A 24,624-nucleotide genomic window follows, 5' to 3' on the forward strand; every position below is an offset into this window, starting at 1 on the left:
CAAGGGGAGAAGGGAAGGCCCTGCGACGCAGGCTATCCGCCACCCTCAAGTAATCACACTTGGCTCGGCGCGGCCGGTATGGCTGTGAATCCGGGCAATATCATCGGCTGCGGCAATCAGATCGGCAAGGGCGGCCTGGGTGTCGAGATCGTGTCTCGATTTGTCCGGCTCGTAGCGTTCGATGTAGACGCGCAGCGTGGCACCTGACGTGCCGGTGCCGGACAGCCGAAAGACCACCCGCGAACCACCTTCAAACAGCACCCTGATACCCTGATGCTCGCTGATCGAACCGTCGACGGGATCGTGATAGGCAAAATCGTCGGCGCTGGCGATTTTCATGCCGCGCACGCTGGTGCCAGGCAGCGAAGCGAGCTTGGTACGCAACTCGTCGACCAGCGCGTTCGCCCGGTCGCTCTCGACCTCCTCATAGTCATGCCGCGAATAATAATTGCGCCCGTAGGTCGCCCAGTGCTCGGTGACGATCTGCTTGCAGCTTTCGCCGCGCGCGGCAAGGACGTTGAGCCACAAGAGCACCGCCCACAGGCCGTCCTTTTCGCGGACATGGTTGGAGCCGGTGCCGGCACTCTCCTCGCCGCAGATCGTCGCCAAGTCGGCATCGAGCAGGTTGCCGAAGAACTTCCAGCCGGTCGGCGTCTCATAAATGCCTATGCCGAGTTTTTCGGCGACGCGGTCGGCGGCGCCGCTGGTCGGCATCGAGCGGGCGATGCCTTTCAAACCAGCCTTGTAGCCGGGCGCCAGGCGCGCATTGGCGGCGAGCATGGCGATCGAATCCGACGGGGTGACGAAAATGCCCTTGCCGATGATCAGATTGCGGTCACCGTCGCCATCGGAAGCGGCGCCGAAATCCGGCGCGTCCGGCCCCATCATCTCGTCGTAGAGGTGCTTGGCATGGACGAGGTTCGGGTCCGGGTGATGGCCGCCGAAATCCGGCAGCGGCTTGAAATTGCGGCAGGTGCCATTGGGCGCGCCAAGCCGGTTCTCCAGGATCTCCTTGGCGTAGGGACCGGTCACCGCGTGCATGGCGTCGAAGCGCATGCGGAAGCCGGATTTGAACAGTTTGCGCAGGGCATCGAAATCGAACAGGCTTTCCATCAGTTCGGCATAGTCCGTGACCGGATCGATGATCTCGACCGTCATGCCGGCGGCCTTGACCGTGCCTGTTGTGTCGATGTCGATCGGATCGATGTCGGCGATCTTGAAGCTCGAAATCGCCTTGGTCTTTTCGAAGATCGCGTCGGTCAGCTTTTCCGGCGCCGGGCCGCCATTGCCGGCATTGTACTTGATGCCGAAATCCTCATGCGGGCCGCCCGGATTGTGGCTGGCCGACAGGATGATGCCGCCAAAGGTCTTGTATTTGCGGATGACATGCGAGGCGGCCGGCGTCGACAGGATGCCGCCCTGCCCGACCATCACCTTGCCGAAGCCGTTGGCGGCGGCCATGGCGATGGCCTTCTGGATGACCTCGCGGTTGTAAAAGCGGCCATCGCCGCCGATCACCAGGGTCTTGCCCTTGAAACCGTCGAGCGCGTCGAAGATCGACTGGATGAAATTCTCGGCATAGTGCTCCTGCCGAAAGACAGGCACCTTCTTGCGCAGGCCCGACGTGCCGGGCTTCTGGTCGGAATAAGGCTTGGTGGGGACGGTGCGTATCATGCTTCAGGCAACCCTTTTCGAAAGCAGAGAGCGATAGAGTTCGACATATTTTTCCGCGCTCTTGTCCCATGACACATCGGCCTTCATGCCCTGGCGCTGCAATGATTCCCAGACCGCCGGACTGGCATGGGCGTCGACGAGGCGGCGGATGGCGTGCAGCAAGGCACCGCCATTGTTGGGCGCGAACTGGAAGCCGGTGGCGACGCCGGCCGAAACGGCAGCCTCATTGGCGTCGATTACCGTGTCGGCAAGGCCGCCGGTGCGGGCAACCACGGGTACGCAGCCATAGCGCAGGCCGTAAAGCTGCGTCAGCCCGCACGGTTCGAAGCGCGAGGGAATGACGATGGCGTCGCAGCCGCCTTGCATGATGTGCGACAGCCCCTCGTCGTAGCCGACGACGACGCCGATGCGGCCGCGATGCCTGGCGGCGGCGGCAAGCAGCGCGCCTTCGAGGCCGGCATCGCCCGAGCCGAGGATGGCCAGGCGCGCGCCTGTGGCAACGATGCCATCGACCGCTGTCGCCAAGGTATCCATGCCCTTTTGCCAGGTCAGGCGGCTGACGACGCAGACGATCGGGCTATCGTCGCGCTCAAGGCTGAAGCGGTCTTCCACGGCAACCCTGTTGGGCGCGCGCGCCTTCAGCGTGCTAGCCGTATAGGTGGACACCAAGTGCTTGTCGGTTTCCGGATCCCAGATGTCGGTGTCGATGCCGTTGACTATGCCATAGAGATCGCTGGAGCGCATGTTGATGAGGCCGTCGAGGCCCATGCCGAATTCCGGCAAGCGGATCTCCTGCGCGTAGGTCGGACTGACCGTGGTGATTGCCCAGGCGGCCTGCAGGCCCGCCTTGAGGAAGCCGACGCCGCCGTAATATTCGACGCCGTCGAGCGCCATTGCCGACGCCGGCAGGCCGAGTTCGCCAAAGATGGCGGCGCCGAACTGGCCCTGGAAAGCGAGGTTGTGGACAGTCATAATCGATGGCACGCCGACCGCCTTGCCGTAGCGCATATAGGCCAGGGTCATCGCCGACTGCCAGTCATGGGCATGGACGATGTCGGGTTGGTAGCCAGAGATGGCGCCACCGGCGATGTCGCCGCCGACCTGGCTCAACGCCGCGAAACGCCGCCAATTGTCTGGCCAGTCCACGCCGGTGGCGTTGCCGTAGGGACCGCCGGGACGGTCGAACAGATGCGGCGCATCGAGCACGAACAGTTCGAGCCCGGCGAGTTGGACTGAATGGACGGAGGCCTTGCCGCCCTGCAGCAAGGGATATTGCAGAACCGCCCGCTTCTTCTTGAAGGCGGCCATGACGGTCGGAAAGCCGGGAATGAGCGTGCGCACGGTCACGTCCTTGGCCGCCAAAGCAATGGGCAGCGCGCCGGTCACGTCGGCAAGCCCTCCGGTCTTGATCAGCGGAAAGATCTCGGGCGTGACCGACAGAACCTGCATGCGTTAGAGCCCTAACTTGTCGATCATGTCCTGGGTGACCAGGCAGATGCCTTTCTCCGAGACCCGAAAGCGCTTGGCATCGAGGACGGGATCTTCGCCGACCACCAGGCCTTCCGGTATCCTAACACCATGGTCGATGACCACGCGCTTCAACTTTGCGTTCCGGCCGACATGAACGTCGGGCAGCATGACGACTTCTTCCAGCGTCGAAAAGGAATTGATGCGCGCGCCGGTGAAGATCAGGCTTCTTTTGAGCGACGCACCCGAGACGATGCAGTCGCCCGAGACAAGCGAGGACACGGCCGAACCGCGGCGGCCATCCTCGTCATGCACGAACTTTGCCGGCGGCTTCAATTCGGCATAGGTCCAGATCGGCCAGTCGCGGTCGTAGAGGTCGAGTTCAGGCGTGATGTCGGTCAGGTCGATATTGGCTTCCCAATAGGCGTCGACCGTTCCGACGTCGCGCCAGTAGGCCTCGTTCTCGGCGGTCGAGCGGACGCAGGATTTGGCGAAGCGATGCGCGATCGCCTTACCGTGCTGGACGATATAGGGGATGATGTCCTTGCCGAAGTCGCGGCTTGAGCCCGGCTCGGCCGCATCGCGGCGCAATTGCTCCATCAGGAATTTGGTTTTGAACACGTAGATGCCCATCGAAGCCAGCGCGAATTCGGGCTTATCGGGAATGCCGGGCGGATCGGCGGGTTTTTCGACGAAGGCGATGATGTTGTCCTTGGCATCGACATGCATGACGCCGAAGCCGGTGGCTTCCATGCGCGGCACTTCGAGGCAGCCGACGGTGACATCGGCATTGGCGTCGACGTGCTGGCGAAGCATCATCTCGTAGTCCATTTTGTAGATGTGATCGCCGGCCAGGATGACCATGTATTCGGGCCCATAGGCCTCGATGATGTCGATGTTCTGGTAGACGGCGTCGGCCGTGCCTTCATACCATTGCGTTTCCGAGACGCGCTGGCTGGCCGGCAGGATGTCGAAACTCTCGTTTCGCTCGGGCCGCAGGAAGTTCCAGCCGCGCTGCAGATGACGGATCAGCGAATGCGCCTTGTACTGGGTAGCAACGCCAAGGCGGCGAATGCCGGAATTCAGAGCATTGGAGAGCGCGAAGTCGATAATGCGCGTCTTGCCGCCGAAATATACGGCCGGCTTGGCACGCCGGTCGGTCAGTTCCCTGAGGCGGCTCCCACGGCCGCCGGCCAATACATAGGCCATGGCATCGCGCGCCAGCGGCTGGGTCCGTTTCAAGTCTGCCATTTCTACCCTCCCAAGTTACTCGATATCGACATGGCTCAGTCGGCAACGAGTTCAAGCATGATCGTCGACAGCGGCGGCAAAAGCATCGTCGCGGAGATGCTTCCTCCCTCCGCCCGTGCCTCGACCATGCCGCCATTGCCCTTGCCGGACCCGCCATATTCGGAAGCGTCGGTGTTGATGATTTCGCGCCATTTGCCGGCCGTCGGCAACGGCACGCGATAATTGTCACGCGGCACCGGCGTGAAATTGGAAATGACGGCCACCGGGCTGCCGCCCGGTGCACTGCGCAGCCAGGCAAAAACCGAATTCTGGCTGTCATCGACGATCAGCCAGGAAAACCCTTCCGGCTCACAATCACGGCCATGCAGTGCCGGGCGCGAACGGTAGAGATAGTTGAGATCGCGCACCGTCTGCCAGACGCCGCGATGCGGCCGGAATTCAAGCAGGTTCCAGTCGAGCGCGCGCGCCTCGCTCCATTCGCGGCGCTGCGCGAACTCCTGCCCCATGAAAAGCAGCTTCTTGCCGGGATAGCCCCACATGAAAGCGTAGTAGGCGCGCAGCGTCGCAAACTTCTGCCAATCGTCGCCGGCCATCTTGCCAAGCAACGTGCCTTTGCCGTGCACAACCTCGTCATGCGAGAGCGGCAGCACGAAATTCTCGGAGAAGGCGTAGGTCAGGCCGAAGGTGAGGTCGTTGTGGTGGTGCTTTCGGAAGATCGGTTCCTTGGAGAAATACTCCAGCGTGTCGTGCATGAAGCCCATATTCCACTTGAAGCCGAAGCCCAGCCCGCCTTCATGCACCGGTGCCGAGACCTTCGGCCAAGAGGTCGATTCCTCGGCGATGGTCATCACGCCCGGATGGTGGCCGTAGACCTCCTTGTTCATCTTCTGCAGGAAGCTGACCGCCTCAAGGTTCTCGCGGCCGCCTTTCTCGTTGGGGATCCATTCGCCGGCCTTGCGCGAATAGTCGAGGTACAGCATCGAGGCGACCGCATCGACGCGAAGTCCGTCGACATGGTATTTCTCGGCCCAGAACAACGCATTGTTGACCAGGAACGACACCACCTCGCGGCGGCCGAAATTGTAGATCGCGGTGTTCCAGTCGGGATGAAACCCCTTGCGCGGATCGGCATGTTCATAGAGCGCGGTGCCATCGAAATTGGCCAGGCCGTGCTCATCGACCGGGAAATGCGCCGGCACCCAGTCGAGAATAACGCCGACGCCGGCACGGTGGGCGCCGTCGACGAAGCGGGCAAAGCCGTCCGGATCGCCAAAGCGGGCCGATGGCGCGTAGAGGCCGGTCGTCTGGTAGCCCCAGGACGGGTCATAGGGATGTTCAGAGATCGGCATGAATTCGATATGGGTGAAGCCGGTCTCGACCACATAGGGGATGAGCCGGTCGGCCAACTCGTCCCATGACAGGAACGTACCGTCGTCGCGAAGCTGCCAGGAACCGGCATGGACCTCATAGATCGAAATGGCTTCGCGCCGGTGATCGGCATTGCGCCAGAAATTGCGATGCGCCTCATCGCCCCACTCATGCGCCGGCGGCACAGCAACGACCGAAGCGGTGGCCGGACGCAGTTCGGATTTGAAGGCGAACGGATCGGCCTTCAGCGGCAGCCTGACGCCGTCGGGGCCGATGATCTCGTATTTGTAGGGCCGGCCAGCACCGATATCGGGAATGAACACCTCCCAGATGCCGGTGTCGCGGCGGTCGCGCATCGAGTGCCGGCGGCCGTCCCATTCGTTGAAATCGCCGACCACAGAGACACGCCGCGCATTGGGAGCCCAGACGGCGAAATGCACGCCCGTGGCGCCTTCGTGCTCGATGACATGGGCGCCGAGCTTGTCGAATAGCCTGAGATGCGATCCCTCGGCGATGTAGTAGTCGTCCATCGGCCCGAGCACCGGACCGAACGAATAGGGATCGGTCAGCCACCAGTCGCCGCCGGCATTGCGCGCGTGATAGCGAAGCGGTTGCCGCTTCTTGATCGAGAGCTTGCCTTCGAAAAAGCCGCCATCGTCGCGCCTGGACAATTCACCCGCGATGGTGCCGGTCAGCGTATAAGCGGTGACGAATTCGGCATTCGGAACAAAGCAGCGGGCCACAAAACCCTTCCCAGCCTCCTGAACACCGAGAACGGCAAACGGATCGCCATGCGTGCCCGCAACAATCGCCGCAACATCGCTGGCTGCCGCCAGTCCGTCCGGCCCGCTTGTCGCAGCGGTCGCGCGGGGCTTCTTCATCAGGCAGTGTCCCTCCCCGGGCACCAAGTATTCGTTTCCTAGCGGTGTGATCCGACTTTCAAATCACATCACCGGGACCACATTGTTCGCGGCCTCATGCAATCACATCAGACAGGCACGTTCCAGATTTCTTTCGCATATTGGCGGATCGTGCGATCGGAGGAGAACCAGCCGACACGCGCAACGTTGCGGACTGCCCTGGCGTACCAGTCGGGACTGTTGCGCCAGACCGCATCGACCTCGCGCTGGGCGGCGGCATAGGCATCGAAATCCGCTGCGACCATGAACCAGTCGCTGTTGTAGAGACCGTTGATGAGGTCGCGGTAACGATCCGGATCGTCCGGCGAGAAGACGCCTGACGAAACAGCCGCGACCGCTTGCGCCAGCTCGGGCGATCCTTCGATGACGGCGCGCGGATCGTAGCCGTTGTTGCGCCGCTCGGCGACCTCGGCGGTGGTCAGGCCGAAGATGAAGATGTTGTCGTCGCCGACGCATTCCTTGATCTCGACATTGGCACCGTCGAGCGTGCCGATGGTCAGCGCACCGTTCAGTGCGAACTTCATGTTGCCGGTGCCCGATGCTTCCATCCCGGCGGTCGAGATCTGCTCGGACAAGTCAGCGGCCGGCATCATGATCTCGGCAAGGCTGACATTGTAGTTCGGCACGAACACCACCTTCAGCAGACCGCGCACGGCCGGATCGCGGTTGATGACTTTTGCGACATCGTTGGCGAGTTTGATGATCAGCTTGGCATTGTGGTAGCTGGGCGCCGCCTTGCCGCCGAAGAATTTCACGCGCGGCATCCAGTCGCGCTCGGGGTGCGAGCGGATCTGGTCATAGAGGGCGATTGCCTCGAGGATGTTCAGAAGCTGGCGCTTGTATTCGTGGATGCGTTTGATCTGGATGTCGAAAAGCGCCGAAGGATCGACCTTGATGCCGAGCCGGTCGGCGACGAGGTTGGCCAATCGCGCCTTGTTGGCGCGCTTGACGGCGGCGAACTTGTCGCGAAAGGCGGCATCGCCGGCGAAACCGTCGAGATCCTTGATGGCGTCGATGTCGTCGAGAAAGTGGTCGCCGATCGCCTCGCGGGCAAGCGAGGTCAGCCCGGGATTGCACTGGATCAGCCAGCGCCGCGGCGTGATGCCGTTGGTCTTGTTGTTGATGCGATCGGGATAGAGCTTGTGCAGATCGGCAAACACCGTCTCCTTCATCAGGTCGGTGTGAAGCGCCGAAACGCCGTTGATCGAGTGCGAGCCGACAAAGGCCAGATTGCCCATGCGCACCCGGCGGTCGCCATTTTCCTGGATCAGCGAGATGCGGCCGATCTGCTCGTCCGAGAACTGGTTGGAGGCACGAGCCTCCAGAAGCACTTCAGCGTTGATGGCATAGACGATCTGCATGTGGCGCGGCAAAAGCCGCTCGAACAGCGGCACCGGCCAGCTTTCCAGTGCCTCGGGCAACAGCGTGTGGTTGGTGTAGCCGAAGGTGCGCTTGGTGATATCCCAGGCCTGATCGAAATCCATGCCGTGGACGTCCATCAACAGGCGCATCAACTCCGGCACGGCGATGGCGGGATGGGTGTCGTTCAAGTGGATCGCAGCCTTGTCGGGCAGCGACTTCAGGTCGCCATATTGGCTCAGATGGCGCTGGACGATGTCCTGCAGCGAGGCGGTGGAGAAGAAATACTCTTGCCTGAGCCGCAATTCCTGCCCGGCCTTGTGGGAGTCGGCGGGATAGAGCACGCGCGACAAGGCATCTGCCTTGTTGCTTTCGGCAAGCGCGCCGATGTGATCGCCGGCGTTGAACTTGTCCAGCAGGATCGGATCGATCGGCATGCCCGACCACAGCCGTAGCGTGTTGACGCGGTTTGCCCGCCAGCCGACGACAGGCGTGTCGTAGGCGACGGCCAGCACATGCTCGGTCGGCTTCCAGACATGGCGCTCGAGCCGGCCGTCCTTCGAGGTGATCGATTCCACCGAACCGCCGAAACCGACCTCAAAAGAGCGTTCGCGGCGTTCGAATTCCCACGGGTTGCCGTGATCGAGCCAGGTCTCGGGCAGTTCCACCTGCCAGCCGTCGTGGATCTCCTGGCGGAACATACCGTTGGCATAGCGGATGCCGTAGCCATGCGCGGGAATGTCGACGGTCGCCATGCTTTCCATGAAGCAGGCGGCGAGCCGGCCGAGGCCGCCATTGCCGAGCGCCGCATCCGGTTCGAGCCCGGCGATAAGGTCGAGGTCGACGCCAAGGGATTTCAGCGCTTCGCGCATATTGTCCATCAGGCCGAGATTGGAGAAGGCATCACGCATCAGCCGGCCGATGAGGAATTCGAGCGACAGGTAATAGACGCGCTTTTCCTGCTGGGCGTAGGCCTCCTGCGTCGCCTGCATCCAGTGATCGACGATGCGGTCGCGCACGACCTTGATCGAGGCCGTCAGCCAATCATGTTGCGTGGCGACGTTGGTGCCCTTGCCTACCCGGTATTTGAGGGCCTTCAAGACTTCGTCGGCGAGCGTCTTGGGATCGGGGGTTTCGAGAACGGGAGCTTTGGATGTCATCGCGTTTGCCATGTCGCCTTCTCGTGCATTTGCCATGATCATACCGGCTTTCACCATTCCTCCCAGCCCATGCTAGCTGATCTCGGCATATCTTCAATCGATTTAAACTGCCGCGAGGCCGGTTGACCCTGCGGCAATTTGGGCCATCGGAGCCTCAAGCCGCCAACGCTGCCTCGGGCGGAACCTTTGCTCCGGTCATGAAGGCCACGGCATCGGACATCGTATATTGCTTGGGATCGATGACGCAGAGACGACGGCCCAGCCGGTGGATGTGAATGCGGTCGGCCACTTCGAAGACATGCGGCATGTTGTGCGAGATCAGCACGATCGGCAGGCCCCGTTTCTTGACGTCGAGGATCAACTCGAGCACGCGGCGGCTTTCCTTGACGCCAAGGGCGGCCGTCGGCTCATCCATGATCACCACACGACTGCCAAAGGCGGCCGCACGCGCCACGGCAACGCCCTGCCTTTGGCCGCCCGAGAGCGTCTCCACAGCCTGGCTGATGTTCTGGATGGTCATCAGGCCAAGTTCGGTAAGCTTGTCGCGGGCGCGCTTTTCCATCGCCGGACGGTCGAGCATACGAAGCCAGTCGCCCAGAAAACCCGGTTTGCGGATTTCGCGACCAAGGAACATGTTGTCGGCGATCGAGAGCGCCGGCGACAGCGCCAGATTCTGATAGACGGTCTCGATGCCGGCTTCGCGGGCCTCCATCGGCGATTTGAAGGCGACGGGCTTGCCTTCAAGCCGGATCTCGCCTTCGTCGGGTACGGCCGCGCCGGAAATCGCCTTGATGAGCGACGACTTGCCGGCTCCATTGTCGCCGATGACGGCAAGGATTTCGCCGGGGTAGAGGTCGAAGTCGGCGTTGTCGAGGGCGGTGACGCGGCCGTAGCGCTTGACCAGGCCACGCGCGGTGAGAATGGGTTCCTGGGTCGTGGTCATGCCGAAACCTTTCTGATCCATTGATCGACCGCCACGGCGCCGATGATCAGCACACCGGTGAGCAGCACCTTCCATTGCGGATCGGCGCCCAGCATGTTGAGGCCCATGGAGACGACGCCGACGATCATCGCGCCGAACAGCGTGCCCAGGATCGAGCCGCGTCCGCCGAACAGGGAAATACCGCCGATCACCGTCGCGGTGATCGCCTGGAGATTGTAGTCGGTGACGGCGGCGGACGGCGAGATCGAACCGTTGCGGCCGATGGAGACCCAGGCTGCGAAAGCGGCGATCAGCCCGGCAAGGGTGTAGACCGTCATCAGCACCTTCTTGGTCTGGATGCCCGACAGCTTCGCCGCCTCCTGATCGTCGCCAACGGCGTAGACATGGCGGCCCCATGCCGTGTGATTGAGCACGTACCAGAGGATCATCACGAGCACGACCGTGGCAATGACGCCGAGCGTCAGCACCGCCGTGCCGACCTTGAAGCTGATGGCAAAGAGATGCAGCAGCGGCGCCTGGGTGTCGACATCGGTGTCGCGGATCGTCTCGTTGGCCGAATAGATGAAGTTCGTGGCCATGACGATGTTCCAGGTGCCAAGCGTCACGATGAAGGGCGGCAGCTTCATGTAGGCGACAAGCACCCCGTTGAGCAGCCCGCAGGCCGCTCCGGCGGCAAGCCCGATCGCCACGGCGAGCACGCTCGGCATGCCGTAGCTGACCGCGCAATTGCCCATGATCACCGCCGAAATCACCATGATCACGCCAATCGACAGGTCGATGCCGGCGGTCAGGATGACCAGCGTCTGTGCGGCACCCAGAATGCCGATGATGGCGATCTGCTGCAGGATAAGCGTCAGCGTATAGGACGAAAAGAACCGCCCTCCGATGGTGATGCCGAAGACGATGATCGCCAGAACCAGGACGATCAGCGGCACCGCGGCCGGCGTCGAATGCAAGAAATGCTGGATGCGCTTGACGGCCGATTTGTGCTCGTCAAAAGCAGCAACGCTGGTGTCGCTGCTCGAGAGAACCTTCTCGAATTCCTGAGCTTGAGCCATGTTTACTCCCCGTAGGCTTCAGCCAAACGCCGACGCCAGTCCACGCCTTTCCGGTCTGCTGCCGGGATTGTTCGCGGTCACGCGAGCCATCGTCCACCCGAAGCGGCCGGGGATCAAGCCCCGACCGCTCAGGATCCCTGGATGCCTGTCAGACCGGCATCAGCCCCAGCACTTGGCGAGGCCTTCCTTGGTGTCGATGGACTTCACGCCGGTAGCCGGCTTGTCGGTCACGAGGTTGACGCCGGTGTCGAAGAAATTCTTGCCTTCGGTCGGCTTCGGCTTGGTTCCGTCCTTGGCGAAGGCGGCGATCGCCTCGATGCCGAGCGCTGCCATCTGCAGCGGATATTGCTGCGACGTGGCGCCGATGACACCTTCGGCCACCGACTTCACGCCGGGGCAGCCGCCGTCGACGGAGACGATCAGCACCTGGCTTTCGAGGCCGACAGCCTTGAGCGCCTGGTAGGCGCCGACAGCGGCGGGCTCGTTGATGGTGTGGATGACGTTGATGGTGTTGTCCTTCTGCAGGAGGTTCTCCATCGCCTTGCGGCCGCCCTCTTCGTTGCCGTTGGTGACGTCGTGGCCGACGATGCGCGCATCGTCCTCGTCGCCGATCTTGTTGGGATCCTTCACGTCGATGCCGTAGCCCATCATGAAGCCCTGATCGCGAAGCACGTCGACGGTCGGCTGCGAAGGGGTTAGGTCGAGGAAGCCGATCTTGGCATCCTTCGCCTTGTCGCCCAGCGTGGCGGCTGCCCAGGCACCGATCAGCTTGCCGGCTTCGAGATTGTCCGTCGCAAAGGTCGCGTCGGCGGCGTCGATCGGATCGAGCGGCGTGTCGAGCGCGATCACCAGCAGGCCGGCATCACGCGCCTTCTTCACGGTCGGCACGATGCCCTTGGTGTCGGAGGCAGTGATCAGGATACCCTTGGCGCCGTCGGCGATGCAGCTCTCGATAGCCGCGACCTGGCTCTCGCTGTCGCCGTCGATCTTGCCGGCATAGGTCTTGAGGTCGACGCCGAGTTCCTTGGCCTTCGCAGTCGCGCCTTCCTTCATCTTGACGAAGAAGGGATTGGTGTCGGTCTTGGTGATCAGGCAGGCACCGACACCGGCCGCGGATGCGGACGACGCAAACGCCATCAGCCCCAGAGCAGCGGCGGCAAACACGGTCGATTTCAACAGTTTTGTATTGGTCACGATTTCCTCCCAGTGGAACCATCCGGATGCCGGCCAACCGGCACCTGCAGCGCGTCCAACGAAATTCTCCCAGCGTGGACGCTGCTTCAACAGACACCAGCACGAAGCCCCTGTCAATAATTAAATCACTCTTATTTATTATTGACAGCCTTGCTTCGTTCACCCATTCTGGCCCAAAAGCATTGAGGGGAACGACGGGAGGAACAGGGTGGAAACGGCCATTGCGAGGCACGGTTCGCCCGAGGTGAATGACAGTCTCATTCACCGCGGCACCAACCAGAGCGGCATGCGCGACCACAATGAGCGGTTGGTGCTGTCGCTGGTGCGCCAGCACGGCAGCCTGGCAAAATCCGACATCGCCCGCATGACCGGCCTTTCGGCGCAGACGGTTTCGGTCATCATGCGCGAGTTGGAGGAAGAAAGCCTCCTGCTGCGCCAGGCGCCGTTGCGCGGCAAGATCGGCCAGCCTTCCATCCCGATGGCGCTCAACCCCGAAGGCGCTTTCTTCATTGGCCTGAAGATCGGCCGCCGCAGCGCTGAACTGGTATTGATAGATTTCATTGGCCATGTCCGTTCGATGCTGCAGCATTCCTATCGCTACCCGGCGCCGCGCGAGACGGTGGACTTCGTCACCAACGGCATGCGGCAGATGCGCGGCGCGCTGACGCCCGCGCAAGACAAGCGCATCGCCGGGCTCGGCATCGCCATGCCGTTCGAATTGTGGAACTGGGCCGATACCGCCGGCGCCCCGCGCGATGTCATGGACGAATGGCGTCACCGCGACATCAGGGCCGACATCCAGGCGCAATGCGATTTTCCGGTCTATTTGCAAAACGATGCCACGTCGGCTTGCGGCGCCGAGCTCGTCTTCGGCCAGGCGGGCGCTGCGCGTGACTTCGTCTATTTCTATATCGGCGCCTTTGCCGGTGGCGGCATCGTGCTGAATGGCCGGCTTTTTGGCGGCCCGACCGGCAATGCCGGAGCGCTCGGCTCCATGCCGGTGCCCGGGCCGGACGGCAAGCCGACCCAACTGATCGATGTCGCTTCCATCGCCATGCTCGAAAAGGCGCTCAATGCGCGCGGCATCGAGGCTTCGCATCTGTGGACCTCGCCGGAAGACTGGGGCGAGATCGGACCCGAGCTCGACGACTGGATCGCCAGCGCCTCGCAAGCGCTCGCCTACGCCATCGTCGCAGCATCCTCGGTCATCGATTTCGAGGCGGCGGTGATCGACGGTTGGATGCCGAAGGCGGTGCGCCGCCGGCTGGTCAACGCCATCATTGCGGCCATCGCCACGATCGACGGCGAAGGCTTGAAGCTGCCCGCCATTCGTGAGGGAACCGTCGGCATTCACGCCCGGGCGCTCGGCGGCGCCAGTCTGCCCCTTTCCGAACGCTTCCTGATCGGCTCGACGACGATTTCCAGGAGCGCTTGATGCTGATCGGAATTCCGGCGCTGCTCGGTCCGGAGCTTCTGGCGATCCTGCGCGGCATGGGGCATGGCGACGAAATCGCCCTTGTCGACGGAAACTATCCGGCGGAACAGCAGGCGACCCGGCTGGTGCGGGCCGACGGTCACCCTCTTATCCCCGTACTCGACGCGATATTGAGTGTCCTGCCTGTCGATGACGCCGTGCCGGAGGCGCTGTTTCGCGCCTCGGTCAAGGGCGATCCTTCGCTTGCCGATCCCGTCCATCATGAGATCGAGGCGACCTGCGCCAAACGGGCGCCAGGCCGCAAGGTGGTTGCGCTGGCCGGCGCCGACTTCTATGCACGGGTCAAATCGGCGCATGCCATCGTCGCGACCAGCGAGCCGCGGCTCTACGCCAACATCATCATCCGCAAGGGCGTGATCCATCCGCCGGAGACCAGGAAGCCATGATCCTCTGCTGCGGCGAAGCCCTGATCGACATGCTGCCGCGCACGACGGCAGCGGGCGAGCCGGCCTTTGCGCCTTACGTCGGCGGCGCCGTGTTCAACACGGCGATCGCGCTTGGCCGGCTCGGCGCGCCGGCAGGCTTCTTTTCGGGCCTGTCGTCGGATCTGTTCGGCGGCCAATTCCGGGATGTGCTGGGGGCAAGCAAGGTCAGCTCCACCTATGCGCACACCTCACCACGGCCAACGACGCTGGCCTTCGTCAAGCTCACCAACGGCCAGGCGACCTACACTTTCTATGACGAGAACACCGCCGGCCGCATGCTGACCGTCGACGACCTGCCGCAGCTTGGCAGCGAGATCGAAGCCATGCTGTTCGGCGCCATCAGCCTGATTTCGGAGCCCGCCGGCAGTGCCTATGAGGAATTCATGCGGCGCGAGCATGAAAGTCGAGTTATGATGCTCGATCCCAACATCCGGCCGAACTTCATACCGGACAAGGCCAAGCACCTCAGGCGCATTCGCGCGATGATGGCGATGGCCGACATCGTGAAATTGTCGGACGAAGACCTGAACTGGTTCGGCGAAGCCGGCTCGCACGAGGATGTCATCCGCAACTGGCTGGATCGAGGCCCGAAGCTGATCGTCGTCACCCATGGCAGCGAAGGCGCCGTCGGCTATACCAGGGAACATGCCGTCACCGTCATGCCGGAAAAGGTCGAGGTGGTCGACACGGTCGGTGCCGGCGATACCTTCAACGCCGGCATCCTCGCCTCCTTGCATGAGCAGGGCCTGCTGACCAAGGCGGCGATTTCCGGCTTGTCGAAAGACGCCATCCACAAGGCGCTGGCGCTCGGCGCGACGGCGGCGGCAGTGACCGTGTCGCGGGCCGGCGCCAATCCACCCTGGCGACATGAAATCGCCTGAGCAACGCTCAACATAAGCTGAGCCCAATCGATCACTTTATGTTTCGCAGGGGCTCTTTCCAGGGCTATGAGGGCGGGATGGCGCCCGACGAAGCCCGGATTTCCGGCATCTGACTGACATTCGCCGGGAAATACTGGTAACGAACTGCGACACTTGGGCAATTTAGGGCTCCGCCTGCCCGGCTTTCTCGGCAAGCGCAACTCTGGTACCAGCGGCCGATTATCTGGCTAACCCGTTTTGAGGCCGACATGCAGTTCATCGATCTTGGCGCGCAGCGCGAACGAATCCGCGACCGGCTGAAGGCCGCGATCGACCGTGTCGTCGACGAAGGCCGTTATATTCTTGGCCCGCAAGTCACCGAATTCGAGAACAAGCTTGCCGCCTATATCGGCACCAAGCATGTCGTGGCCTGCGCCAACGGCACCGACGCGCTGCTGTTGCCGCTGTTTGCGGCCGGCATCGGCCCGGGTGACGCGGTGTTCGTGCCGAGCTTCACTTTCGCCGCCACCGCCGAAGTGGTGGCACTGGCCAAGGCCGAGCCGGTGTTCGTCGATGTCGACCAGCATAGCTACAACATCGACATTGCCAGCCTCGAAGCGGCCATCGCCATGATCAAGAAGGAAGGAAGGCTGAAGCCGAAGGCTATCATTCCTGTCGATCTGTTTGGCCTAGCCGCCGATTACGAGGCGATCATGGCGATCGCCAACCGCGAAGGCCTAATGGTGATCGAGGATGCCGCCCAGTCGATGGGCGGTTCGCTCGACGGCAAGATGTGCGGTGCTTTCGGCCATGTCGGATCGACCAGCTTCTATCCGGCCAAGCCGCTTGGCTGCTACGGCGACGGCGGCGCGATGTTCACCAATGACGATGCTTTGGCCGAGCAGCTTCGCTCCTTCGCCTTCCATGGCAAGGGCGAGACGCAATACGACAATGTCCGCGTTGGCATCAATTCGCGACTCGACACGCTGCAGGCGGCGATCCTGATCGAGAAGCTGGCCATCCTGGAAGACGAGATGATCGCCCGGCAGGTGGTGGCAAAACGCTATGCCGAAGGGCTTGGCGACATCGTCACCGCCGCCCGCAATCTGGACGGCACCCGTTCGGCCTGGGCGCAATACGCCATCGAGACGCCCAAGCGCGACGGGCTGAGGGCGCATCTCGGCGAAAAGGGCATTCCGTCTGTCATTTACTACGTGAAGCCGCTGCATGCCCAGGTCGCTTATCGCGACTACCCACGCACGCCGAGCGGCCTTGCCGTTTCGGAAGACCTGCCGAAGCGCATACTCTGTCTGCCGATGCACCCTTATCTCAGCGAAGCCGACCAGGACCGCATCATCGAGACGATCCGCAACTATATCGGCTCGAATTCGGCGCAGGCCGCCGCGGAGTAAGCTGCCGAGCCTTTCTCAGCCGGGGCCCGCAGCCCTGCCGCTGGCAATGAAATGCGGATTGGCAAAATCTTCGTCGTCGCTTTGCCTGCGCTTGCCATAAACCAGAGGCTGGCCATCGAGCGTGCGCGTCATGCCGCCGGCGGCGCGCAGGATGGCGTCGCCCGCCGCTGTGTCCCATTCCATGGTGCGGCCGAAGCGCGGATAGACATCAGCCTCGGCACTGGCGAGAAGGCAGAATTTCAACGACGAACCGACCGAAACGATTTCGGCGGCACCCAGGTCGCGAATAAAGGCCTCGGTTTCCGGTGTGTTGTGAGACCGACTGGCGACGACGGCCAGGGGCGTCGCGGCCGTTCTCGCCGAGATCGGCCGGCGGCCGACGATCTGGTTATCGCCATCGATTTCGAGAGATTCCGCCCTTCCCGGCAGGCCGGAAAAGAAGCGCCCCGTACAGGGCGCAAAGACGACGCCGACTTCCGGCACGCCATTGCGAACCAGCGCGATGTTGACGGTGAAATCGGTGCGGCGGTTAACGAACTCCTTGGTCCCATCCAGCGGATCGATCAGAAAAAAAGCCCCGTCCAGGTCGGGCGGCACGATGCCGGCGGAAGCTTCTTCCTCGGCCACGCAAGGGATATCGGGAAATGCGGCACGCAGTCCGGCGAGAATGATCTTTTCACTCTCGCGGTCCGCCTCGGTCACCGGCGAGGCGTCGGACTTGCGGTCAACCGCACAGCCGGCGTGGAACACGCGCATCACCTCGCGCCCGGCCGACAAGGCCAGGCGCTCGAAGATTTCGAGCATCAGCCTGTCGTCAGATGCCGCCGCCGCTATCGTATTGGTCTTCGGCAATGTCGCGCTCGTTCAGCCAGTGTTCCAGGGCGTCGACCATCTCTTCGGCCGATTTGCCGAGTGTCCGCAGATGGATCTCCGGGGTTTCCGGCGCTTCATAAGGGGAATCGACGCCGGTGAAATTCTTGATCTCGCCATTCAGGGCGCGCGCATAGAGGCCCTTCGGATCACGCCGGGCGCATTCCTCGAAAGGCGTATCGACATACACCTCGACGAATTCGCCGTCAGCCATCAATTCACGTGCCATGCGCCGCTCGGCGCTGAACGGCGAAATAAACGAAACAATGACGATCAACCCGGCATCGGCCATCAAACGCGCCACTTCGGCGACGCGGCGGATGTTCTCGACGCGATCGGCGTCGGTGAAGCCAAGATCGCGATTGAGACCGTGACGGACGTTGTCGCCGTCCAGGATATAGGTATGACGGCCGGTGGCGAACAGCTTCTTTTCGAACAGGTTGGCGATGGTCGACTTGCCGGATCCCGACAGCCCAGTGAACCAGAACACGGCGGGCCGCTGGTTCTTCATGTCGGCGCGCACGCGCTTGCCGACATCGAGCGACTGCCAATGAATGTTTTCGGCACGGCGCAACGAGTGCAGGATCATGCCGGCGCCGACCGTGGCGTTGGAGATGCGGTCGATCAGGATGAAGGCGCCGGTGGTGCGGTTTTCGGCGAAGGGATCAAAGGCGATCGGCGTCCGCGTCGAGATGTTGCAGATGCCGACTTCGTTCATTTCGAGCGACTTGGCCGCTTCATGGGCAAAGTCATTGACGTTGATCCGATATTTCAGGTCGGTGACGGTGGCGCTGGTCTGGTCGGTCTCGGTGCGCAGGATGTAAGAGCGGCCTGGTAGCAACGCATGCTCGTCGAACCAGACGATGTTGGCGGCGAACTGGTCGGCGACTTGCGGCCGTGCGGCAGGCGAAACCAGCATGTTGCCGCGCGAGATTTCGACTTCGTCATCGAGGACGAGCGTGACGGCCTGGCCGGCGGCCGCCTGGGCGAGATCGCCGCCATACGAGACGATCCGCTTGACGCGCGAGGATTTGCCGGACTTGGCGACAACGACCTCGTCGCCGGGCGCAATCGAGCCGGAGGCGACCGTGCCGGCAAAGCCGCGAAAATCGAGATTGGGACGATTGACATACTGGACTGGGAAACGGAACGGCAGTTCGACCATCGCTTCGTCGACCGACACGGTTTCGAGATGCTCGATCAGCGTCGGGCCGGAATACCATTCCATGCTTTCCGACCGGCGGCTGACATTGTCGCCATAACGGGCCGACATTGGGATCGGCACAATGGTCTGGAAGCCGAGATCGCGCGAGAATTGCCCGTAGTCTTCGACGATCCGGTCGAAAACCGCCTGATCGAAATCGACAAGATCGATCTTGTTGACGGCCAGCACGACGTGGCGGATGCCGAGCAGCGAGGCGATGATCGAATGCCGCCTTGTCTGGCGAAGCACCCCCTGCCGGGCGTCGATCAGCACGATCGCCAGGTCGGCGGTCGAAGCGCCGGTGGCCATGTTGCGGGTGTATTGCTCGTGGCCAGGTGTGTCGGCAACGATGAATTTGCGTTTCGGTGTGGCGAAGAAGCGGTAAGCGACGTCGATGGTGATGCCTTGCTCGCGCTCGGCCTCCAGACCGTCGACCAGCAGCGCGAAATCAATGTCGTCGCCCGTCGTGCCATGCTTGCGCGAATCGCGTTCGAGCGCGGCGAGTTGATCCTCGAAAATCTGCTTGGTGTCGGACAGCAGGCGCCCGATCAGCGTCGACTTGCCGTCATCGACCGAGCCGCAGGTCAGGAAGCGCAGCAGCGACTTCTTCTCCTGCGCAGCCAGATAGTCGCGAACGCCGTCGGTGGGAGCGAGGCTCTTTGCCATGATGTGGCGCATGGTCAAAAGTACCCCTCGCGCTTCTTCTTTTCCATCGAGCCGGCTTCATCGCGGTCGATCAGGCGGCCCTGCCGTTCGGACGTGCGTGCCGTCAGCATTTCGCCGACGATGGCTTCCAGCGTGTCGGCATCCGATTCGATGGCGCCGGTCAGCGGATAGCAACCCAGCGTGCGGAACCGCACCAGCCTGTTCTCCACTGTCTCGCCGGGGCGCAGTTTCATGCGCTCGTCGTCCCGCAGGATCAGCATGCCGTCGCGTTCCACCACCGGCCGTTCCTTGGCGAAATAGAGCGGCACGATCGGGATACTTTCCTGCAGGATGTACTGCCAGATATCGAGTTCGGTCCAGTTCGACAGCGGAAAGACACGGATCGATTCACCCGATGCGATGCGGGTGTTGAATATCTTCCACATTTCGGGGCGCTGGTTCTTCGGATCCCACACATGCTGGGCGTTGCGGAAGGAAAAGATGCGCTCCTTGGCGCGCGATTTCTCCTCGTCGCGACGAGCGCCGCCAAAGGCCGCATCGAAACCGTATTTGTCGAGCGCCTGGCGCAGCGCCACGGTCTTCATGACATGGGTGTGGGTGTTCGAACCATGGTCGAACGGATTGATGTTGTCGCGCACGCCGTCTTCGTTGACATGAACCAGGAGATCGAAGCCGAGTTTCTGCGCCATCTGATCGCGAAAGGCGATCATCTCGCGGAACTTCCACGTCGTGTCGACGTGAAGAAAGGGGAACGGCGGCTTGGCGGGATAAAACGCCTTCATCGCCAGATGCATCAACACGGATGAATCCTTGCCGACCGAATAGAGCATGACCGGCTTGGCAAAAGCGGCCGCAACCTCACGGAATATATGGATGGACTCGGCTTCAAGCCGCTGAAGATGCGTAAGCGCTGTTGTCATGGGCCGTGGGCGTTCTTTCGTATCTTCCAACAGAAGACCTTGCCTCAAATCATCGAGCTCTTCGCGCCCGGTTCGAGCCTTGTTTCTGGACAATCTTTCTCGTGCCGGCGTTCTAGCAGATCGCCATTGTCAAGAACAATGCAAGACTGGCCCGGCCGCACATGGTTCGAGAATGAATTTTCCACAGATGCCGGCAAACCCGGAAATTCCTGCCCGCAAGCTCAACGGCCCAGAAAACGCGGGGAAAATATTGCTTGAATGGACCAGTTGCGGCTTTCAAGGGACTTCCTCTGGTCGGCCCGCGCCTGCCGCCGATTTTCGGTGGCAATCTGCCCTATACACTATCGAAAATGGGGGGCAGCCGCTATACCAGCCTCGGGAAGCGGGCAAGTGCATCATGAGGCATGGGGCAATTTCGAGGCGAGCGTATTCAACTTCGCTAAACAGATCCGCCGCATGAAACTTGCCGAAGACAGCGAGCCCGAAAATTGACCCGGCTTTCATCCCTGAGACAGCAATTCACGCCTTCGCGGATCAACAACTACTTCTCCATCCTTTGCTTCTTTTTTCCACCGGTTCTGGGATCGGTGGTCAGCTTTGTATTCAATGGCGGAGGCCTTTCGTCAGTCCTGCTGATTGCTTTACGGAAAAGGCGCTTCAACGCCGACCGGCCCATGATCTGGATGACGGTCGCGATCTATGCCTACTGCGCCTCCAATCTCCTGGCTTCCATCGTCAACAATTCGTTCGCCCGGGATGCGCCGCATCTTATCCCGCTGGTGACCTTCCTGTTTTTCCCCGTGTCCTATTCGACCTGGAGCATCACGCAGAAAACCACGCTTGCCCGCATCATCGTGCTTTCCAGCATGGCCGCCTGCTTTGTCGCGCTGCTCATGGCCGTCATCCAGCAATATTGGATTGGCGTCAGGGCCGAGGGGGGAGCTGGAAATCCGATCGTCTTCGCAACCGTCGTCTGCCTTGCCGTGGTCATGTGTGTGGCTGGCGCCTTGTCCGGTATTGAGCAAGCCCGGACACCCCTCTTCTACGCGGCACTGGCCGGGACGATCGCCGTCATCTATTCCGGCTCGCGTATCGTCTGGCTGGCACTGCTGATCGCCGGCATCGCCGTCATGCTGATCAACCGGCACAGGCTCAGAGGCAGGAATGCCGTTCGCCTGCTGCTGCTGCTGGCGGCGGTCGGCGTCGTGATCGCCGCTTCCAGCTTCCAGGCGATATCCGGGCGGGTCGACTTTTTGCGCTCCGATTGGGGTGCGCTTGGAGCCAGCGGCAACTACGACACCTCGCTGGGAATACGTGTTGCGCTTTGGGAGATCGGCCTCAAAGCATTCCATGACATGCCACTGTTCGGGCACGGTGTGGGTGCAACCCAGCATCTGATCAAGCAGGGCTTTCATGAGCAGTTCGCGATGGACACAGGCTTCAACCATTTCCACAACGGCTTCCTGACCGCCTTGGTGCAAGCAGGAATTCTGGGCGCCGCGACGCTGGCAGCGATCTTTATCGTCGCCGCAGGAAATGCCGCCCGGGTCTTGCGAAACAGCAGCGATCCGAACGAGCGGTTCGGCGCCACCATGAGTGTCGTCGTGGTGATCACCTATCTGACGGCCGGAATGACGGGCATCCTGGTCGGCCATGACATTCTGGACTCGGTGCTGATGGTCTTCCTGGTGAGCGGAACATATCTCGCCTCCGGACGCCATGTTCCTTTGTTGGAAGAGCAGGCACTTGCACCAGTGATGGAAGAGCGAGCACTTCCGGTAATCACCAAAGAGCTGTTTCGGGCAAGGCCATGAAGGTTCTGGTCACGGGCGCGACAGGTTTTATCGGGCGTCTTGTCGTGCGCCACCTTCGCGAAGCCGGTGCCGAGCTTCGCCTCGCCTCCCGCCATCCCGAGAGGCTTGGTTCGGAAAATGAGACTGTGCCGATGCCCGGTTTCGACGCGCCGGCCGCCGCCTTCCTGGAACTGACCCGGGATATGACTGACGTCGTCCATTGCGCCGGCCTCAACAATGATCAGGGAAATGCAACCGAAGCCGATTACAGGGCGGTCAATGTGGAATTGAGCGCAAGTCTGGCGCATGCAGCGGCCGCCCAGATAAGCGGACGCTTCATCCATCTCTCCTCGATCCGAGCGGTGATCGGCGCGCACGTCAGCGCAACGATCGACGAGGACACGCTTCCTGCCCCACAATGCGCCTATGGACGCTCGAAGCGCGAAGGCGAGATCAAGGTTTTGGACGCCTACGCGCTACACGGCCGCTCGGACGCCGCCGTGTTGCGCCTGCCTCCGGTTTATGGAAGCGGCATGAGGGGAAATCTGGCAACGCTGATGCGCCTTGCCGATACGCCGCTGCCGCTGCCGACGGGTGCCTTGACCGGAATCCGCTCGCTGATGTCTTCCGAGGCCGCGGTGCGAGCAGTATCGCACCTGCTCAGCCATTCCGGACCGCTTCGCCCGATCTACGTCGGCGCCGATGTGCCGCCGGTCGCCGTCGAGGCCATCATCGCCGCCTTTCGCAGAGGTTTGGGGCGGCCTGTGCGCCTGATGGCTGTGCCGGCCGGCCTGATACGGCCGGTCGTGGCCGCGCTCGGCAGGCGGGCGTTCTGGGACAGCCTGACTGCGACACAGATATGCGACCCTGCCCTGCTGGTATCGCAGGGGTGGACGCCTGAAGCTCGCACGGTCGAGCGACTGGCCGAGCTGGCGCGGCTCGGTAGATCCTGACTCCCTGGTGACCTATCAGCTTCGGTAGAGCGTTCCAAACAGGATCCGAAAATCGAGCCAGAACGACGCGGTGCGGAGGTAGGCAGCATCCGTTTCGGCCAAAAGCTCCGGGTTAGACATGTCGATGCCCCTGATCTGGGCCAGGCCGGTTATGCCCGGCAGCGCCGCCAAAACCCCCAGCCGCCTGCGACACTCGATCAACTCCGTTTGGGTCGGCAGGCAGGGGCGCGGCCCGACCAGGCTCATTTCGCCCTTCAGGACGTTCCAGAATTGTGGCAGCTCGTCGAGCTTGAACTTCCGCAAGACCTTTCCAACCGATGTCACGGAATTCGCAGGCGCCTCATGCGAGGGCAATGACGGCGTCCCGACATACATCGTGCGCAACTTGTGACAGCGAAAAGGCCGACCGTCACGGCCGACCCGCACCTGTGAAAAAATAGCCGGGCCCGGCGACGATGCCCGAACGGCAAGGACGGTGAGCGCCAAGACAGGAGATGTGGCCACCAGCAGCAGAGCCGCACCGGCAATATCGAAGATTTGCTTGGCTGCCTTCATGAACGGCCGATAGTGCTCCCTGCCGAAGTCCCGAGGCAACGCCGCAGGCAAATGCCGTCGATCCGGTCGAAGTAGCATGAGCCGATCTTTTGACCAAGCGTGCCACGCACTCGTGCCAATGTTCAGATGCGCCCCAGGACGAAAGCGAGATAGAGCCCCAGGTTTCCGGAAACGGTCTGCCGATAGACGCCGCTTTGGCGCAAGCCCGCCAAGCGCCGGAAAAGACCGCCGTTGCGCCCGCGGGTGAAAAGGTCGAGGCATGCCGTCGCGTCCTCGGTCAGGAGGTCGCGATTGAGGGCGAGACCGTCGAGGTTGAGGTCTGTCCAGCCGGCGAATTCCCCCTTGAACAGGCGGCCAAGCCGGGACACCCTTGCCTTCCAGGACACGTTGGCGCCGACCAGGTTCGCCGCGTGCTGCCGGTAGCGCACCAGCGGCCGCGGATCGTAGCGGACGATGCCGCCGGCGGCGGTCACGATGAGATAGGCCCACCAGTCATGGCTGACGAACCCGGTCCGCGTGGAGGCCCTGGCCAGCAGGTCGCGTGCCGCCACGTTGAGCAGGATGGTGTTGCCGCCGGCGATGCTTTGCACAAGCGCGTTGCGAAAGGTTGGCGGCCGGGCAAACAGCGGCGAATGGCCGACAAGGCTTCCTGCTTCCGTCATGGTCGCGGTTCGCGAACAAAACATCAGCGGGGTTTTCGCATCCTGGGTCCGCATCCAGCTGATAGCGCTCTCCAGCCTGTCGGGCTCCCAGATATCGTCCTGGTCGCAGAAGGCATAGCAGTCCGCCTCGATGCGTCGATCGACGATCATAGAGCGGAAATTGGCGGCGAAGCCTTGCCGCGGCCCCTCTACCAGCGTCATCCGACCCTTGGGCCGCCAGCGGGATTTCCATGTCTCGATGATGGCGGTCGTGCCGTCGACGGAGCCATCGTCGGATATCCACAGGTCGACCAGAGGGTGCGACTGCGCGAGCAGGGACTGCAGCTGTTCATCGATGAAGGCCGCGCCATCCTTCGTGCCCATCAGGACCGCGATGCGCAGATCTGCTTTGCTCACGACCAAGATCGCTTTCTGA

General features: G+C 62.2%; 20 protein-coding genes. 7 read left to right on the plus strand and 13 right to left on the minus strand.

From position 1 onward, the window contains the following. Positions 1 to 45: 45 nt before the first annotated feature. The 8 genes from NKH52_RS10740 to NKH52_RS10775 form a co-directional block, all read right to left on the minus strand. Complete coding sequence (locus NKH52_RS10740) at positions 46 to 1,674, minus strand: alpha-D-glucose phosphate-specific phosphoglucomutase (protein WP_352730762.1); 1,629 nt, start codon at positions 1,672 to 1,674, stop codon at positions 46 to 48. A gap of 3 nt (positions 1,675 to 1,677) precedes the next feature. Beyond that, the gene (gene glgA / locus NKH52_RS10745) at positions 1,678 to 3,123 is read right to left on the minus strand and encodes a glycogen synthase GlgA (protein ID WP_352730764.1); all 1,446 of its coding nucleotides are present in this window, start codon (positions 3,121 to 3,123) and stop codon (positions 1,678 to 1,680) included. Between the two features lie 3 nt (positions 3,124 to 3,126). Then, positions 3,127 to 4,392 carry a glucose-1-phosphate adenylyltransferase gene (gene glgC / locus NKH52_RS10750; protein WP_023808506.1) on the minus strand — a complete coding sequence of 422 codons (1,266 nt, stop codon included), beginning with the start codon at positions 4,390 to 4,392 and terminating at the stop codon, positions 3,127 to 3,129. 35 nt (positions 4,393 to 4,427) lie between these two features. Next, positions 4,428 to 6,641, minus strand: a complete 2,214-nt coding sequence (glgB, locus tag NKH52_RS10755; RefSeq protein ID WP_352721804.1) for a 1,4-alpha-glucan branching protein GlgB — start codon at positions 6,639 to 6,641, stop codon at positions 4,428 to 4,430. Positions 6,642 to 6,748: 107 nt separating this feature from the next. Continuing rightward, a complete protein-coding gene (locus NKH52_RS10760) occupies positions 6,749 to 9,211 on the minus strand; it encodes a glycogen/starch/alpha-glucan phosphorylase (protein ID WP_352730765.1) in 2,463 nt (820 codons plus the stop codon). Between the two features lie 142 nt (positions 9,212 to 9,353). Continuing rightward, positions 9,354 to 10,163: an ATP-binding cassette domain-containing protein gene (locus NKH52_RS10765; protein WP_023808509.1), complete on the minus strand. Its 810-nt coding sequence runs from the start codon at positions 10,161 to 10,163 to the stop codon at positions 9,354 to 9,356. Further along, complete coding sequence (locus NKH52_RS10770) at positions 10,139 to 11,200, minus strand: ABC transporter permease (RefSeq protein WP_352730767.1); 1,062 nt, start codon at positions 11,198 to 11,200, stop codon at positions 10,139 to 10,141. The genes NKH52_RS10765 and NKH52_RS10770 overlap by 25 nt, the downstream gene beginning before the upstream one ends. Positions 11,201 to 11,359: 159 nt before the next feature. Further along, positions 11,360 to 12,337 (minus strand): sugar ABC transporter substrate-binding protein, encoded by a 978-nt coding sequence (locus tag NKH52_RS10775; RefSeq protein ID WP_502898064.1) that lies wholly within the window; start codon positions 12,335 to 12,337, stop codon positions 11,360 to 11,362. A 265-nt stretch (positions 12,338 to 12,602) separates the two neighbouring features. Here NKH52_RS10775 and NKH52_RS10780 point away from each other — a divergent pair, with 265 nt between their 5' ends. From NKH52_RS10780 to NKH52_RS10795, 4 genes are all read left to right on the plus strand, one after another. Beyond that, entirely contained in the window at positions 12,603 to 13,829 is a 1,227-nt protein-coding gene (locus NKH52_RS10780; protein ID WP_352730769.1) for an ROK family transcriptional regulator, read from the plus strand. Then, a complete protein-coding gene (locus NKH52_RS10785) occupies positions 13,829 to 14,275 on the plus strand; it encodes an RbsD/FucU family protein (protein ID WP_352730771.1) in 447 nt (148 codons plus the stop codon). Before NKH52_RS10780 ends, NKH52_RS10785 begins: the two co-directional genes overlap by 1 nt. Then, positions 14,272 to 15,195, plus strand: coding sequence for a carbohydrate kinase family protein (locus NKH52_RS10790; protein ID WP_352730773.1), 924 nt, complete (start codon positions 14,272 to 14,274; stop codon positions 15,193 to 15,195). The genes NKH52_RS10785 and NKH52_RS10790 overlap by 4 nt, the downstream gene beginning before the upstream one ends. 248 nt (positions 15,196 to 15,443) lie before the next feature. Continuing rightward, positions 15,444 to 16,586 (plus strand): DegT/DnrJ/EryC1/StrS family aminotransferase, encoded by a 1,143-nt coding sequence (locus NKH52_RS10795; RefSeq protein WP_352730775.1) that lies wholly within the window; start codon positions 15,444 to 15,446, stop codon positions 16,584 to 16,586. A 15-nt stretch (positions 16,587 to 16,601) separates the two neighbouring features. On the opposite strand, the gene cysQ is transcribed toward NKH52_RS10795, so the two are convergent. The 3 genes from cysQ to cysD are packed head-to-tail and all read right to left on the minus strand — an operon-like array spanning position 16,602 to position 20,246. Next, a complete protein-coding gene (cysQ, locus tag NKH52_RS10800; RefSeq protein ID WP_352730839.1) occupies positions 16,602 to 17,390 on the minus strand; it encodes a 3'(2'),5'-bisphosphate nucleotidase CysQ in 789 nt (262 codons plus the stop codon). A 10-nt stretch (positions 17,391 to 17,400) separates the two neighbouring features. Then, positions 17,401 to 19,338, minus strand: a complete 1,938-nt coding sequence (cysN, locus tag NKH52_RS10805; protein WP_352730777.1) for a sulfate adenylyltransferase subunit CysN — start codon at positions 19,336 to 19,338, stop codon at positions 17,401 to 17,403. A gap of 2 nt (positions 19,339 to 19,340) precedes the next feature. Beyond that, complete coding sequence (cysD, locus tag NKH52_RS10810) at positions 19,341 to 20,246, minus strand: sulfate adenylyltransferase subunit CysD (protein ID WP_027035869.1); 906 nt, start codon at positions 20,244 to 20,246, stop codon at positions 19,341 to 19,343. Between the two features lie 258 nt (positions 20,247 to 20,504). On the opposite strand from cysD, the gene NKH52_RS10815 reads away from it, so the two are divergent. From NKH52_RS10815 to NKH52_RS10825, 3 genes are read left to right on the plus strand one after another with little or no spacing between them, the layout of a single operon-like run. Further along, the gene (locus NKH52_RS10815; protein WP_352730779.1) at positions 20,505 to 20,738 is read left to right on the plus strand and encodes a hypothetical protein; all 234 of its coding nucleotides are present in this window, start codon (positions 20,505 to 20,507) and stop codon (positions 20,736 to 20,738) included. Next, complete coding sequence (locus NKH52_RS10820) at positions 20,735 to 22,060, plus strand: O-antigen ligase family protein (RefSeq protein WP_352730781.1); 1,326 nt, start codon at positions 20,735 to 20,737, stop codon at positions 22,058 to 22,060. The genes NKH52_RS10815 and NKH52_RS10820 overlap by 4 nt, the downstream gene beginning before the upstream one ends. Further along, positions 22,057 to 22,992, plus strand: a complete 936-nt coding sequence (locus tag NKH52_RS10825) for an NAD-dependent epimerase/dehydratase family protein (protein WP_352730783.1) — start codon at positions 22,057 to 22,059, stop codon at positions 22,990 to 22,992. The genes NKH52_RS10820 and NKH52_RS10825 overlap by 4 nt, the downstream gene beginning before the upstream one ends. Positions 22,993 to 23,007: 15 nt before the next feature. Here the strand turns inward: NKH52_RS10825 and NKH52_RS10830 are convergent, their stop codons facing one another. Continuing rightward, positions 23,008 to 23,547, minus strand: coding sequence for a sugar transferase (locus NKH52_RS10830; protein ID WP_352730785.1), 540 nt, complete (start codon positions 23,545 to 23,547; stop codon positions 23,008 to 23,010). A 122-nt stretch (positions 23,548 to 23,669) separates the two neighbouring features. Further along, positions 23,670 to 24,605 carry a glycosyltransferase family 2 protein gene (locus NKH52_RS10835; RefSeq protein WP_352730787.1) on the minus strand — a complete coding sequence of 312 codons (936 nt, stop codon included), beginning with the start codon at positions 24,603 to 24,605 and terminating at the stop codon, positions 23,670 to 23,672. Positions 24,606 to 24,624: the final 19 nt, after the last annotated feature.

It is taken from the genome of Mesorhizobium sp. M1066, assembly GCF_040318635.1.
Classification (GTDB): Bacteria; Pseudomonadota; Alphaproteobacteria; order Rhizobiales; family Rhizobiaceae; genus Mesorhizobium.